Annotated in this window: 14 protein-coding genes; 7 read left to right on the top strand and 7 right to left on the bottom strand. The window is 67.0% G+C overall.

Annotated elements, in window-relative coordinates:
* Nucleotides 1–11: 11 nt before the first annotated feature.
* The 5 genes from GV161_RS03995 to GV161_RS03975 all read right to left on the bottom strand — a co-directional run bounded on the left by GV161_RS03995 (nt 12) and on the right by GV161_RS03975 (nt 6,082).
* Nucleotides 12–845, bottom strand: a complete 834-nt coding sequence (locus GV161_RS03995; protein ID WP_152011745.1) for a carbohydrate ABC transporter permease — start codon at nt 843–845, stop codon at nt 12–14.
* Nucleotides 842–1,771: a sugar ABC transporter permease gene (locus tag GV161_RS03990; RefSeq protein WP_201302983.1), complete on the bottom strand. Its 930-nt coding sequence runs from the start codon at nt 1,769–1,771 to the stop codon at nt 842–844. Before GV161_RS03990 ends, GV161_RS03995 begins: the two co-directional genes overlap by 4 nt.
* Before the next feature lie 139 nt (nt 1,772–1,910).
* On the bottom strand, nt 1,911–3,269 hold the full coding sequence (locus GV161_RS03985) for an extracellular solute-binding protein (protein ID WP_152011746.1): 1,359 nt from the start codon (nt 3,267–3,269) through the stop codon (nt 1,911–1,913).
* Between the two features lie 72 nt (nt 3,270–3,341).
* Entirely contained in the window at nt 3,342–4,856 is a 1,515-nt protein-coding gene (locus GV161_RS03980) for a hypothetical protein (protein ID WP_244623841.1), read from the bottom strand.
* Nucleotides 4,857–4,978: 122 nt separating this feature from the next.
* Nucleotides 4,979–6,082 carry a GntR family transcriptional regulator gene (locus GV161_RS03975; protein ID WP_159650130.1) on the bottom strand — a complete coding sequence of 368 codons (1,104 nt, stop codon included), beginning with the start codon at nt 6,080–6,082 and terminating at the stop codon, nt 4,979–4,981.
* 205 nt (nt 6,083–6,287) lie between these two features.
* Here GV161_RS03975 and GV161_RS03970 point away from each other — a divergent pair, with 205 nt between their 5' ends.
* The 7 genes from GV161_RS03970 to GV161_RS03940 all read left to right on the top strand — a co-directional run bounded on the left by GV161_RS03970 (nt 6,288) and on the right by GV161_RS03940 (nt 12,975).
* The gene (locus GV161_RS03970) at nt 6,288–7,103 is read left to right on the top strand and encodes an ABC transporter ATP-binding protein (protein WP_244623842.1); all 816 of its coding nucleotides are present in this window, start codon (nt 6,288–6,290) and stop codon (nt 7,101–7,103) included.
* Entirely contained in the window at nt 7,100–7,891 is a 792-nt protein-coding gene (locus tag GV161_RS03965; protein WP_152011749.1) for an ABC transporter permease, read from the top strand. Before GV161_RS03970 ends, GV161_RS03965 begins: the two co-directional genes overlap by 4 nt.
* Nucleotides 7,888–8,661, top strand: a complete 774-nt coding sequence (locus tag GV161_RS03960; protein WP_152011750.1) for an ABC transporter permease — start codon at nt 7,888–7,890, stop codon at nt 8,659–8,661. The genes GV161_RS03965 and GV161_RS03960 overlap by 4 nt, the downstream gene beginning before the upstream one ends.
* Before the next feature lie 36 nt (nt 8,662–8,697).
* The gene (locus GV161_RS03955; RefSeq protein ID WP_152011751.1) at nt 8,698–9,747 is read left to right on the top strand and encodes an ABC transporter substrate-binding protein; all 1,050 of its coding nucleotides are present in this window, start codon (nt 8,698–8,700) and stop codon (nt 9,745–9,747) included.
* Between the two features lie 76 nt (nt 9,748–9,823).
* On the top strand, nt 9,824–10,888 hold the full coding sequence (locus GV161_RS03950) for a Gfo/Idh/MocA family oxidoreductase (protein WP_152011752.1): 1,065 nt from the start codon (nt 9,824–9,826) through the stop codon (nt 10,886–10,888).
* Complete coding sequence (locus GV161_RS03945; RefSeq protein WP_152011753.1) at nt 10,885–11,916, top strand: Gfo/Idh/MocA family oxidoreductase; 1,032 nt, start codon at nt 10,885–10,887, stop codon at nt 11,914–11,916. The genes GV161_RS03950 and GV161_RS03945 overlap by 4 nt, the downstream gene beginning before the upstream one ends.
* A gap of 72 nt (nt 11,917–11,988) precedes the next feature.
* A complete protein-coding gene (locus tag GV161_RS03940) occupies nt 11,989–12,975 on the top strand; it encodes a glucokinase (protein WP_152011754.1) in 987 nt (328 codons plus the stop codon).
* Between the two features lie 12 nt (nt 12,976–12,987).
* On the opposite strand, the gene GV161_RS03935 is transcribed toward GV161_RS03940, so the two are convergent.
* Together GV161_RS03935 and GV161_RS03930 are read right to left on the bottom strand one after the other, a co-directional pair.
* Entirely contained in the window at nt 12,988–13,875 is an 888-nt protein-coding gene (locus tag GV161_RS03935) for a sugar nucleotide-binding protein (RefSeq protein WP_152011755.1), read from the bottom strand.
* 194 nt (nt 13,876–14,069) lie between these two features.
* Nucleotides 14,070–14,276, bottom strand: a complete 207-nt coding sequence (locus GV161_RS03930; protein ID WP_152011756.1) for a hypothetical protein — start codon at nt 14,274–14,276, stop codon at nt 14,070–14,072.
* Nucleotides 14,277–14,305: the final 29 nt, after the last annotated feature.

The raw sequence follows: 14,305 nt of genomic DNA, 5'->3' as shown, positions 1-14,305 counted from the left end.
CAGACAGGGCGCTATTTCACGGCGCCCTGGGTCAGGCCTTTGACGATGTAGCGTTGGGCGAAGAGCATCACGATCAGAGCCGGCAGCATGGCAAGGCCGGCGCTGGCCGCCATCTGCGTGTACTGGATCTCGAATTCCTGGGCGAATTTGGCGATCGCGACCGGGACGGTCGCGGTCTGCTTCATCGTCAGCGCCAGCGAGACCGCGAATTCGTTCCAGGAGAAGACGAAGGTCAGGACCGAGGTGGCGGCGAGGCCGGGGGCGATCACCGGTAGCACGACGTTCCAGAGCAGGACCGGCGTGGTCGCGCCATCCATCAGCGCGGCCTCTTCCAGTTCCTTCGGCACCTCGCGGATGAAGACGCTCATCAGCCAGATCGCCATCGGCAGGTTGAGGGTCGCATGCGCCAGGATCAGGCCGGTGAAGCTGTTCTCCAGCCCGACGGTGCGCAGCATGGTGAACCAGGCGCTGGCGAGCGCGACCGGCGGGATCATGTGGAAGACCAGCGTCCAGGCCAGGAAGACCTGCACGACCCAGCGGCGCCAGCGCGTGCGGTTGAGCGAGAAGGCGGCCAGCGTCGCCGCGCCGACGCAGAGCAGGGTACTCGCCACGCCGACGATGATCGAGTTGCGGTAGTTGACCAGGAATTCCGAGGTCTTGGAGAACAGCACCTCGTGGAAGTTGAAGAGAACAGGCGAGAAGGTGACCTCGCCCATCAGCAGCGAGATCTGGGTGCGGAAACCGGCGGCGACCGTCCAGATCACCGGGACCAGCACGATCGCCGCACTGATCATGAGGGTGGCGTGGATCGGCCAGCCCGAGGAAGCGCCGGACCGGCCGCTCATGCCCGTCCCTCCGAGCGCCGGCGCGCCGACAGCGCCACCGCGAGCAGCAGGCAGACCAGGAAGATCACGGTCACCGACATCGCCGAGCCGTAGCCCGCTTTGTCTTCGGTGAAGAAGCGCTGGTAGAGCGTGAAGCTGATGACCTCGGTCGCCGTGCCCGGTCCGCCCTTGGTCAAGAGATAGACCTCGTCGAAGACCTTGAAGGCGAGGACGAGGCGGAAGGCGAAGGTGACGACGATGGTCGGCACCATCAATGGCAGGGTGACGTAGAGCAGTTCCTGCCAGGCGCTGGCGCCGTCGATCTTGGTGGCCTCGTAGACGTCCTGCGGCAGCGATTCCAGCCCTGCCAGGAAGAGCAGGAAGCAGAACGGCGTCCAGTGCCAGATGTCGACCATGATCACCGAGAGCAGGGCGATCCGGCCATCGCCGAGCCAGTCGACGGGTCCCAGCCCGACGAGGCCGAGGATCTGGTTGGCCAGCCCGAAATCGAAGTTGAGAATCAGCTTCCAGATGGCGCCGATAACGATGCCGGGGATCAGGATCGGCAGGATGAAGATGGTCCGGTAGAGCACGCGCGCCCGGCTGACCTTGCTGACCAGCAGCGCGAGCGCGAAGCCGAGCAGCATCTGTCCGGTCACCGCCCCGAGCGCGAACAGGCCGGTATTCCAGAGGCCAGCACCGAACAGGGCATCGCTGAACAAAGCGCGGTAATGATCGAGCCCGGCCCAGCTGCGCACGGCCCGGCCCTCGGCCCAGGCGATGTTCTGGAAGCTGGTCAGGACGAGCCCGACGAGTGGGACGATACTGAGCGCCAGCAGCATCAGCAGAGCGGGCGCGAGCGTCAGCCAGCGCCAGAGACGCTGGTCGGCACTCTCCATCTGCCCGGCAATGCCCTGCGCATCGCCCTTTGCCGCGGCTTCCGCCATGCCCCGTTCCCCTCGCCGCTCTAGAGCCGGATCCGATCAGATTGAATCAATCTGATCGGTGAATCCGTCTCTAACTTTATGATAGAGAACGCTTTTCCGATCAGCTTGCGATGCAAGCTGATCGGAGCGTGCTCTAGCGTCACTTCAGCGGCTGGAGCCCGCCGGTCTTGTAGGAATACTTCTCCATGATCTTGTGGATCTCGGCGGACATGCCGTTGAGGGCATCGATGCTGGTGATCTCGCCGGCCACGGCCCGGTTGAGCCCGATCTCGAGCACGGCGATGACATCGTTGGCCTCGGGGAACTGGTAGATGTTGACCGCGTGCGGCAGCGCCTCGGCCAGGGGCTTCATCCAGCGGTATTTGCGCTCATCGGCGATCGGATCCTTGTAGACGGCGGCGTGCACCGGAATGCCGCCGGCCTTCGCCGTCTCCATCTGGGCGTCCTTGGTCTGGAACCAGCGCAGGAACTCGACCGCCGCGCGCTTGCGGTCGTCGGGCACGTTGCGCGAGATGCCGGCGAGCCAGTGTCCCAGGCCCGGAGCGGTCGGCAATCCCGGCTGCGAGGGCGGCGGCGCGAATTCGATTTTGTCGACCACGGCCGACTTGTTGGGATCGTCCATCTGCGACCAGGCGGCGATCACCATCATGATGTGCGCGGCATGGCCGGTCACCATCGCCTGGATCACCTCTGCCTGGTCGGAGGCGGCCGTCTTGGGGTGGCCGACGGTGCGCGCCAGCCGGATGTAGTAGTCGAGCGCCGCGCGCCCTTCGGGCGAGTTCAGCGTCACCGAATAGTCGCCGGCCGACTGGTCCTTGAAGATGCCGCCGCCGAAACCGTAGAGGTAGGGGTAGAAGTCGTAGGCGACGGTATGGGGCCCGCGCGCGCCGCGCTGGACGATGCCGTACATGCCCGGCGGTTTGTGGAACTTGGCCGAATTCGCCTCGAGCTCGGCGAAGGTCTTCGGCGCCGACAGCCCGGCCTGCTTGTAGAGGTCGCCGCGGTAATAGAGCAGCGGGATCAGCGGCGAGACCGGCAGCGACATCAGCTTGCCGTCGGCCGTCACCGTCTTCTTCTGGGCGTTGTAATAGATGGTGTCGCCGAGCGTGTAGATCTCTGGATCGAGCTTGAAGCCGGGGTCGATGTCGGTGATCGCATCGAGGAAGCCACCGGCATACATCTCGGTGAACCAGCCGGAGTTCATGATCAGGATGTCGTACTGGCCGCGCTGGGCACGGACCGAGTTCCGCTGCTTCTCCAGCGATCCCGCGAAGGGATTGACGTCGAGCTCGACCTTGTTGCCGGTCGCCGCCTCATAGGCCTCGACCGTGCGGCGGAAGCTGGCGAACCAGGGCGACTGGTTCACCACGATGGTGATGGGTGCGAGACCCTTGGCGTAGAGCGGCCGGATGCCGCCGGTGCCGAGCGCGGCGCCGAGGCCGGCGGCGCCCACCCCCTTCAGGAGATCGCGTCGCGGCATGCGAAAGTCGAAGCTCATGTCATCCTCCCTGCGAAACCGGTCCACGCTAGTCTGCCGTCAGCTTAACGGTCTTCCGTCAGTCCTGCGCCCTTATCGGCAAAAGATTGGGCTGGCCCAGGCCCACTGGCCGTTGGCCTGGCGCATCCGAACATAGACCCAGTCGCCGGATCGCAGCGGTTCGAGCGCGATCTTGCCTTGCCATTGCCATTGATGCGGACGCGGCAGGGGGAAGAGCCTGAAGGCCGGGCTGTCGATCGGGCCGAGATTGGCCGCCAGCGCCCCGCCGAGCAGGCGCTCCGGCGTCGCCTCGAAACGCTGGCCATTGGCGTCGAGCACGAAGCGGGCATCGCTGCGCAGCCGCACGCGCGCCGCGATCGCCTGCATCGCCGGCGTCATGTTGTTCGGGTTCGACGAGGCGGTGATCGAGAAGCCGATCCGATTCCCGTCGAGCAAGATCTCGTCCTCGTCCTGCCCGTCGGCATCGCCTTCGAGTGGCGAGACGACCTCGTTGCCGCGCAGGCGCGGCTCGACCGAGAGGAATTCGCCGCCCTCGACCCGCAACGATCCGCTCCAGCGGTGCTGCCTGCCACGCGCGCCCCAGCCCAGTTCCAGGACGACGATGGTCTCCAGCCCGGCGCGGTCGCCATCGATCGGGGATGCCTCGACCTCGGGCACAACGCGCCGCACCAGCGCGCCGTTCCGGATGACGTCGATATAGTCGATATGCCCGGGCGCGACGGCTTCAAGGCGGAGATCGGGGTCTGCGCCGGCCTCGACCTCGCCGCCCGGCATCGCCCCGCCGAGCGTGAAGAAGAGATGCGCGTTGTCGCCGGTCAGGGCGCCGGTGCGGCGCTGCATGATCGCGTCCCAGAGCGCGCCGCGATCATTGCTGCCGGCATAGACCACGGAGCGGCCATGGCCGTAGGAGCCGGGATAGCCGCTGTGATGGTCGGTATTCCCGAGGAAGCCGAAGCGATGGCCGAGATCGAGGCCGTGCCGCACGGTCGAATGGCCGTCGCTCGGCCCCATCGAATGCAGGAAAGGCCGGTCCATGATCGAGGTCTCGGAGCAGCCATGCATGGAGACGATCTCCAGTACCGGCGACAGCTCCGGATCGAACGAGGCCCAATTGATGCCGCGCGCCCCGAGCCGGTAGCCGATATGGTGCGGAAAGGCGAAGGCGCCCGCGCCGGCCTCGGCCTGCAGCATCGGCTTCAGCTCCGCCGGGCTGTCCGCCTTGAGGATCGGGCGCGGCGTCAGATCGCGATAGACGATCGTGTAGTCGCCGTGGGCGAAGGAATGGATCTCGTAGCCGGGGAAGACGGTGAAGCGGCCGGGCTCGTCCGCTGCCGCGAGCGTGGCGAAGTGCCCCGGCCAGAGCCTGTCCAGCCGGGCGAAGCCCTTGACGTGGAAGTCGACGATATGGGCGACGCTGGCATCGTCGACCGGCATGTCGGGCCAGTAGGCATGGCCGGTGACCGAGACGAAATCGAGCTGCCGGCGGGCCCGCTTCAGCGCCTGTTCGAGGCTGCCATGGCCGTATGAGATGCCGCAGTGATTGTGCAGGTCGCCGTAAAACGGCCTGACCCCCGCCTTCGAGGCCAAGGGTGACAGCCTTTCCGGAAGGCGCTCGCCAAGCATGCCATTCCCACCCGCTTATTGGTCTTTCTGGCGGGCACGCTAGCGTGGTCTAATATATATTGCAATGTACCTCTGACGCGATCTCGTCAGGGCCGCTTCGGCTGCGCCGTGCTGCCGCGCACGACCTGGTCGCAATGCAGGTAGATGATCTGTGGCGAGAGCTGCGGCTGCTCGATCCGGCGGCGAATCGTTTCCACCAGCTTCTCGGCCGCCTTCCGCTGTGAGCTGCCCGCGATGGTCATGACCCCGAGATGTTCGCTCGGCACGTCGCGGTGACCGAGCACGACGACGCTGAGATCGTTCGGCCAGTCGATGCCGAGCCTTTGCAGACCTTGGGTGACGCCCAGCGTATCCGAGATGCCGAGCGTCAGCAGCGCCGTGAACGGCAGTCGGCCATCGTCGGACAGGAGCGGCTGCAACGTATCGGCGACAGCATCGAGCACGCTGTGGCTGGGGTGCTGGACCCGTTCGAGCACAATCGGCGGATGAAAGCTGAAGCGGCCTCGCTCGATCGCCGCATGGCGGCCGAAGGCGCGGCGCGCCGCCAGGATCGGCTGGGCCATGGTGTTGATCGAGACCAGACCGAAGGAGCGGTGGCCGAGATCGACGAGCTGGCGCAGCGCCATTTCCAGCGCGTCCTCCCAATCCGTGCCGATGCGGTCGATGTCGACGCCGGAGACGGTATGGCCGTCGACGACCAGCGCCTTCGCCTTCTGCTGCAGCAGATGCAGCAGGCGGATCGGGATGCTCTCGTAATGCGACTGCAGCACGACCGCGTCGAAATTCGGGATCGAATTGAGGATTTCGAGCAGGTGATCGGTATGGTGATAGGAGATCTGCACCACCTTGGCGTCCTGCCGCGACATCTCCTCGACGATGTAGTTCTGCACCAAAGCGCAGCGCTCGTTCATGCTGGCGTTCGACAGGATCAGAAGGCTGTCGAGCCCGGTTTCGCGGCCGCTCTCGCCGGCGCGCACTGCGCCGCCGCGGGTGACATAGGTGCCGCGCCCGACCTGCGATACCAACAGGCCTTCGCCCTTCAAATGATCAAGCGCTTCCTGGACGGTCGCCTGGCTGACCTGATGCTTCTTCATCAGGTCGCGCACCGTGGGCAGGCGCGCGCCATCATCGAGCCGCTCGATCATCTCGTGGAGCGTCCGCAGGACGATGTTCGCCGAGCCGTTGCGCATGGGTCCCTCTCGACAGCCTCCCGATGCCACGGCGCCGAAGCGTGTTCGCCGCATACAATCGCCACCAGCGCGCTGCAACCGGAGATACCGGCTTCGACTCGCTAACGGCATTATATGCACTGAAATACAAATTGCACTTTACAATTTGTTCTCTTGCACTAGCCTGACCTCAAGGCCGGCTTTAAAGGCCGGGGGAGGAGTGCCGATGAGCTGCGCCGGCAATGTTTCGATGCGCGAGCCGGACGCGACGCCCCAGAGGGTCCATCCGGCCCGGTCGCCGTTCATTCGGATCGAGGCCGTGCACAAGGCGTTCGCCGCGCGCCAGGGCGGTGAGCTCACGGTCCTCGACAGCATCGACCTCGACATCGCCGAGAACGAGTTCGTCTCCCTGATCGGCCGCAGCGGCTGCGGCAAGACCACGCTGCTCAACATTATCGCCGGCCTCGACGCCGCGACCTCCGGCCGGATCGCGATCGGCGAGCGGCCGGTGACCGGCCCCGGCCAGGGCCAGGGCGTCGTCTTCCAGCAGCACGCGCTGTTCCCCTGGCTCACCGCCCTCGGCAATGTCTCCTTCGGCTTCCGCAAGGCCGGCCTGCCGCGCGAGGAGCGCCGCGAGCGCAGCGTCGAATTGCTGCGCCTCGTCGGGCTGGAGGCGGCGGCGAACAAATATCCGCGCGAGATGTCGGGCGGCATGCAGCAGCGCGTGTCGATCGCCCGTGCGCTCGCGCTCGATCCGCAGATCCTGCTGATGGACGAGCCCTTTGGCGCCCTCGACGAGCTGACCCGCATCGAATTGCAGCAGGAGTTGCTGCGCATCTGGCAGGCGCGGCGCAAGACCGTCGTCTTCGTCACCCATTCGATCGACGAAGCCCTGATGCTGTCGGACCGGATCGTGCTGCTTGCGCCCAATCCCGGCCGGATCCAGCGGATCTTCGAGGTGCCGATGCCGCGACCGCGTTCGCGCACCGAGCCGGGTTTCAACGCGCTCTACGACGAGATCTGGAGCGAGTTGTCGTCATGAACGCCCGGCTCGCCCGCGCCGCCAGCTCGCTCGCGGTCATCGCCGTGCTGCTCGCGGCCTGGGAGCTCGCCGTCGGCTACGGCCTGCTCAAGGCCTATCAGTTTCCGCCGCCGAGCAAGATCGCCCGCGGCTTCGTCGAATTGTCGCTCACCGGCTTTCCCACCGGCGTCTCGCTCTGGACCCATGCCGGCGTGACGATCTGGCGCGTGCTGCAAGGCTATGTCGCAGCCATCCTGCTCGCCGTGCCGCTCGGCCTGCTGATCGGCGCCCTGCCGGTGCTCGACAAGCTGAGCGCCCCACTCATCGTGTTCTGCCGCTCGGTCGCGACGCTGAGCCTGCTGCCGCTCGTCATCGTCTGGTTCGGGGCGGGCGAGCTGACCAAGGTCGTGCTGATCGGCTATGGCTGCTTCTGGACGATGCTGTCGAACGTGATCGCTGGCGTCCGCTATGTCGACCCTGTGCTGGTTCGGGCGGCGCGCTCCTTCGGGATGCAGGGCCCGGAACTCTATCGCGAGGTCGTGCTGCCGGCGGCGTTGCCGCGCATCTTCGCCGGCGCCCGCATGGCGCTCGGCGTCGGCTTCATGGTTATCGTCGGCGCCGAGATGATCGGCACGATCCAGGGGCTGGGCGCCCTGATCATGGAGGCGCGCACCTTCTATCGCAGCGAGATCACCATCGTCGGCATGCTGGTGATCGGACTGCTCGGCTTCCTGATCTCCAGCGGGCTCGCCGGGCTCGAACGCATCCTCATGCCCTGGGCCGGCAATCTCGATCAGGTGCGGCGATGAGCGCGGGCACCCTTCGCAGCAACGATCTTGCGCTCGGCGTCATCGGCACGCTGGCTGTGATCCTGCTCTGGGAAACCTCGGTGCGCACGGGTCTGATCGACCCGGCGGTGTTCCCGAGCCCGTCGCTCGCCATCGCTGCCGCCACCGAGCGCCTGACGGCGCAGCAACTCGGCGAGAACCTGTCCTGGAGCCTGGCCCGGGTCTTCTCCGGCTTTGCCCTCGGAGCGCTCGCCGGCGTCGTGGTCGGCATCCCCGCCGGCTGGTATCGCCGCTTCGGACTGATCGTAAGCCCGCTGGTCGAGCTGCTGCGGCCGATCCCGCCGCTGGCCTGGATTCCGCTGGCGATCATCTGGTTCGGCCTCGGCGAGCCCTCGAAGTTCTTCATCATCTTCCTCGGCGCCTTCTTCCCGGTCGTCACCGCCGCCTATCAGGGCATGCGCGGCGTCGATCCGATGCTGCTGCGCGCCGGCCAGACCATGGGCCTCTCGGGCGTGCCGCTGCTCTTGCGCGTCGCGATCCCTGCCGCCGCGCCCGATCTGGCGACGGGGCTGCGCATCGGCTGGGGCCTGAGCTTCGGCGTGCTCGTCGCCGCCGAGCTGATCGCAGCCGACAGGGGCCTCGGCTACATGATCATCGCCGAGCGCAATGCCGGCGGCTCGGTCGGCGTCATCATCGTCGGCATCCTGCTGATCGGCGCCCTCAATCTCCTGACCGACGCGGCCATCGGCGTGGCGATCCGGCATTGGGTCGGCCGCTGGCACGGCAGCTAGAGGCGACTATCCGAAAACCAAAAAGGGGAGGTTCGAATGACGGCATTTTCGACGCATTTGCGCAGCGCGGCGCTGGCCGGGCTGCTGACGCTGGCCGGCCTGCTGCCGGCGGCGGCGCAGAAGCTCGAGACCGACAAGCTCTCGATCAGCATCGGCCCGGACCTGCCCTTCCTCGTCCACATCGTCGCGAAGGAGAAGGGCTGGTTCGCCGAGGCCGGCTTCAAGACCGTCGAGTTCAAGACCTTCGCCTCGGGCAACCTCGCCGGCGAAGCGCTGCTCGCCGACCAGGTCCAGCTCTGGACGCCCGGCAATCTGCCGCCGGTCTCGATGGCGCATAACGGCGTGCCGGTGGTCATCCTCGGCACCAATGCCGTCAGCCACGGGCTGGAGAAGATCGTCGTCCGCAAGGATGCCGGCGTCGAGAACCCGGAGGATCTCTACAAGGTCAAGCTCGGCCTTTTGGTGAGTTCGACCTCCGGCGCGCTGCTCGACAATGTCGCCAAGCGCTACGGGCTGGATGCGAGCAAGATCAAGACCGTCAACCTCGCTCCGCCGGAAGCGATGGCGGCGATGGCCAGCAACGAGATCCAGGGCATGGTGTTCTGGGAGCCGTTCCCGTACCGCGCCGTCAAGGAGCAGGGCGCCAGGATCGTCCATAGCGGCACGACCAGCTATTTCGCCAAGAACAAGGGCGAAGCCGCGCCCGTCTCCAACAACCGCACGATCTGGGTCGCCTCGCAGGACTGGGTGCGCAAGAACCCGAATGCGGCGAACGCCCTGGTCAAGGTGCTACTCAAGGCGCAGGCCTATGTCGCCGACCCCGCCAACAAGGCGGAGGTGATCAAGATCTTCTCGGATGTCCAGAAGCAGCCGGCCGAGATGAACGAGGCGCTGCTCGCCGACTACAGCTTCAACTCGAAAGTGGATCAGGCCTATGTCGACGACATGGCGGCGATCGTCGGCTTCCTGAAGGCGACCAACCGCATCCCGGGCCAGCCCATCGACGCGCTGACCTACACCTATACCGCTCCGCTGAAGGCGGTGGATCCGGCTCTGGTCGCGATCGAGGGCCGATGGAAGCCCTGATCGCCGGACGGGGCGGCTTTCTCCTGGAGGCCGCCTCGCTCATCTCTCCTGAACTGACGTCTTTGCGCGAGGCATCATGAGCCGCTCCCCGTCGGACAAGGTCTGCGTGGCGCTGATCGGCGCAGGCTTCATCGCCGACTATCATGTCGGCGGTCTCCGGGCCGCGGGCGGGGCGCAGATTGCGACTCTCGTCGGGCGGCGGCGCGAGGTTGCCGAGACGCGCGCTGCCGCGCTCGGCATCGCCCGCGTCGAGACCGACTATCGGACGGTGCTCGACGATCCCGCGATCGACGCCGTCGTCATCGCCTCGCCCGACAACACCCATGAGCGTATCGCCATCGATGCGCTTGGCGCCGGCAAGGCGGTGCTGCTGCAAAAGCCGATGGCGCTCGACAGCGCGCAATGCCGCGCGATCCTCGCTGCAGCGGCGAAAGCCTCAGCGCCGCTGAGCGTCAGCTTCATGCACCGCTACTTTCCCGAAGTGCTCTGGCTGCGCGAGCTGCTGGCGAGCGGCAGGCTCGGCAGGGTTCATTCGCTGCGACTGCGCAACGCCACGCCCGGCGCCGACTGGGCCGACTGGTTCTTCCGGCCCGGCGAGGTCTCGGGCGGGGTCGTGATGCAGCTTGGCGTGCATGGGATCGACCTGTGCCGCCATCTCTTCGGCGAGATCGGCGATGTCGCGGCACGTGCGCGGACAGCGCGGCCGGAGCGGCGGCTGGCAGACGGCCGCACCGTCCGCACCGCGCTGGAGGACACCGTCGCCGCGACCTACGGCCTGGCCGACGGCGCGATCGCCAGCCATGAGATGAGCTATACCGAGCGGGCGGGCTGCGACCGTTTCCGGCTCGAGCTCTATACCGACGCCGGCACGGTCTTCCTGCGCACGGAGCGGGGCTCGGCCGCGCTCTTCGCGCCCGACCTGACCGGCGAGAAGGCCTGGGTCGCGCCGCCGCTCATCGACGTGCCGCTCGGGCAAGCCCATCACCGCCATTGGCTCGATGTCGTGCGCGGGCTCGCGCCGGCTGACGGCACCGCCGAGGCCGGCCTGCGCTCGGTCGAGGTTGCCGAGGCGATCTATCAGGCGGCGCGGACCGGGCAGCGTGTGCCGACCGCGCCCACAGCACCAATGGAGCCGAGATGAGCCTGCGGATCGCGATCCTGGGGGTCGCTCACTACCACGCCAATTTCTGGACGAAGGCCTTCCTGGCGAGCGAGGGCGTCGCCGTCGCCGGCGCCTGCGATGCCGACCCTGCGCGCCTGGAGGCTTTCGCCAGGCAGCACGGCATCGCAGCCGTCGCCGATCTCGCCACGCTGCTCGCCGGCAGTGATGCGGTCGCGATCTGCTCGGAAACCGTGAACCATCCGGCGCTGGTCCGCGCCGCTGCGGAGAAGGGGCTGCCGGTGCTGTGCGAGAAGCCGCTCGGCGCCACCATGGAGCAGTGCGACGCCATCGCCGCGATCGTGGCGGAGACCGGCATCCGCTTCATGCAGAGCTTCCCGAAGCGCTTCGACCCGGTGAACCACGAGATCGCCGATCTGCTGCGCGAGGGTGTCGTCGGCCGCATCACGCTGGTGCGCATCAGGCACGGACACAGCCACGGTTTCGACCCGAATTTCCGCAAGGGCTGGTTCGTCGATCCCGCGCAATCGGGCGGCGGCACCTTGCTCGACGAAGGCGTGCACGCCGCCGATTTCCTGCACTGGCTGTTCGGGATGCCGGAGAGCGCCTATGCGACGAGCTCGTCCGACACCTTCGGCCTGCCGGTCGAGGATACTGCCGCGGCGGTCTTCCGCTACGGGAACGGGATGATCGCCGAGGTCACGACGAGCTGGGCGTTCGCCGCCGCCGACACCTCGATCGAGATCTACGGCACCGAGGGCACGATCCTGCTCGGCGGCGTCGACATCGCCTCGCGTCCGACGCGCGAGAGCGAATTCCTCAGGGTGTTCCGCCGTGAGGAGGGTGGTGGGCGTTGGGCGTCGTCGCCGACCGTTCCGCATTTCAAGACCGGCGTCTTCCACGAGCATGTCGCCTGGGCGTTCGTGAAGGCCCTCAAGGAGGGCGGGCCCATGCCCGTCACCCTGGACGATGGCCGCCATGCCTTCGCGATGATCGACGCGGCCTATCGCTCGGTGCGCTCCGGCCGCGCCGAGCCGGTCAGAGCCTGAACGAAGAGAAGCGAGCAACGCCATGGCGAGCCAGATGCTCGACGAGCGCAGCGGCGCAATGAGCGCGCCCCGATGATGGCACTGGTCTCCGATATCGGCGGCACGAATACGAGGCTCGGCGTCGTCGAGGATGGCGAGCTCGTCCCGGAAAGTCTGGGCAGCTTCGCCAATGGCGATTTCGACAGCTATGAAGCGGTGGTCGAGACCTATCTGGACCGGCTCGGCCAGCGGCGCCTCGATGCCTGCTGCATCGCGCTGGCCGGGGTTCCGACGCCGGACGGGGCGCAATTGACGAACCGCGACTGGATGATCGCCCGGAGCGGTCTGCAGGCGCTGACCGGCGCGCCCTCCGTCGGCTTCCTGAACGATTTCGAGGCGCTGGGGTATTCGCTCATCGCGCCTGAACGATTGGAGACGCAGCCGGTTCTCGCATCGGCCGTGTCGCTGCCACTGCGTGCCACCCGCATGGTCCTGGGTGCCGGCACCGGCTTCAACGCCGCCGCCTGCCATTGGCCGGCGTTCGGACGGGTGCCCCATGTCGCGGCCGCCGAATGCGGGCACACGACACTGGCGATCGAGGGCGAGGAGGAATGCGGGCTCCAGGCCGCGCTGGCGGCAGGCCGGGGCCGCGCCTCGGTCGAGCGAGCCTTGTCCGGCAATGGCTTGCGCGAGATCCATGCCTGGGTCTGCCATCGCGATGGTCGGCCGTGCCGAGCCAGGACGAGCGCCGAGATCACCAGCGCCGCGGTCGCGGGAACCGATGAGCAGGCGGTCGCGGCCGCCCATCTTTTCCTGCGCTTGCTCGGGCGGGTCGCGGGCGATCTCGCCCTGACCTTCCTGCCGCATGGCGGCATCTATCTCTATGGCGGCGTTTGCCGGGCGCTCGCGCCTCTCCTTGTCGGTACCGACACTTTTCGCGATGCCTTCCGTGCCAAAGGTCGGATGGGTCCGTTCATGGCGGATTTCGACGCGCATCTCCTGCTCGACGATCGTGTCGCCCTGATCGGTTGCGTCGAATGGCTGCGGATCGCGGACGCGTCGCGCGCCTGCCCGGTGTGAATATCGGGGCTCCTAGCTCGACGCCGGTCGCTCGGCGAAGGTTTCGACCTGCATGGCCACGGCGCGCCAATCGAGTTCGCCGCCGAACAGCTCCGCCGCCAGGCCGGAGTCGAGGGCGCTGTAATGGGGGCGGACGACCGAGGAGCCGAGATCGCTCATCGGGACAGGGACCAGTTCGGGTGTCCGCCGTCCGGCGCGGCGAAGCGCGTCGAAGGCCGTGGCGACCCAGTCGGCCCGCGACACGGCCGGCGAGCCGGTGAGATGGAGCAGGCGCGGGATGGGCTCTCTGGCCGCCATGCGTTCGGCCAGGTCCAGCAGCCGCCCGGCGAGCGGAACGATCGGCGTCGGAGAGCCGATCTGATCGCGGGCGATCCTGACGCTATCGTCCTGTCCGCGCAGGAGATGGGCGATGAAGTCCTTGCCGTCGCCGAACAGCCAGGCCACCCGAGCGATGCAGACCTCCCCGCCGGCGGCGAGGACCTGTCGTTCGGCCTCGGCCTTCAGCTCGCCATACAGGTTGACCGGCGACACCGGATCGCTTTCGCGCCACGGACGGTGCGTTGGGGCACCGAAGACATAATCCGTCGAGATCTGGATGAACGGCGTTCCAGCCTGGGCGCAGGCGCGGGCCATCTGACCGGGCGCCAGCGCGTTGATGGCCTGGGCCCGCTCCGGCGTGCGCTCGCAGGCTTCGAGGCTGGCGATCGCCGCCACATTGATGACGACGTCCGGTTTCAGCCTCGCGAGCGCGGCCTGAAAGGCGAAGGCATCGGAGATGTCGAGTTCGGCGCGCGACAGGGCCTGTACACGATCCCCGCCGACGAGCGACAGCACACTGGCAAGCCGGCCGCTTCCGCCGCTGACGAGAATGCGGATATCGGACTGTCGTCCCTCGGTCATCGACTTTCAGTCCCAAGCCTAGCGATCGTGAATCAGGTCCCGGACGGCAATGTCGAGCAAGCCTCCCCGGAGTGGCAATCACGGCGGGTATGACCTTACACCCGCTGAATGTGCATAGCGCATGCCTGGCGCTCGCGGAGGAGACGTTCGACATCAAGGAGCGGAATGCTCGCCGATCGGGGCGAGCTTCACGATCACGTGGATCGCGCCGAAGACGAGATGCGCGCCGGCGTCGATGACGCCGCGGACGGGCTTGTGTGCTCGCCGAGATGCGGGAGCACATAGCCGAACAGGATCGAGACCAGCGCCACCGACAGGAGGTCGCCCTTGGCTAAGGCGTCGACGACCGTGTCGGGGATGACGTCGAGCAGGAACTCAACAGGTTGCACGTCGATCCACATATTCCATTTTATATCTTCTATATGCAATA

It is taken from the genome of Bosea sp. 29B (genome assembly GCF_902506165.1).
GTDB lineage: Bacteria > Pseudomonadota > Alphaproteobacteria > Rhizobiales > Beijerinckiaceae > Allobosea.
This window is presented reverse-complemented; position numbering and strand designations above follow the sequence as displayed.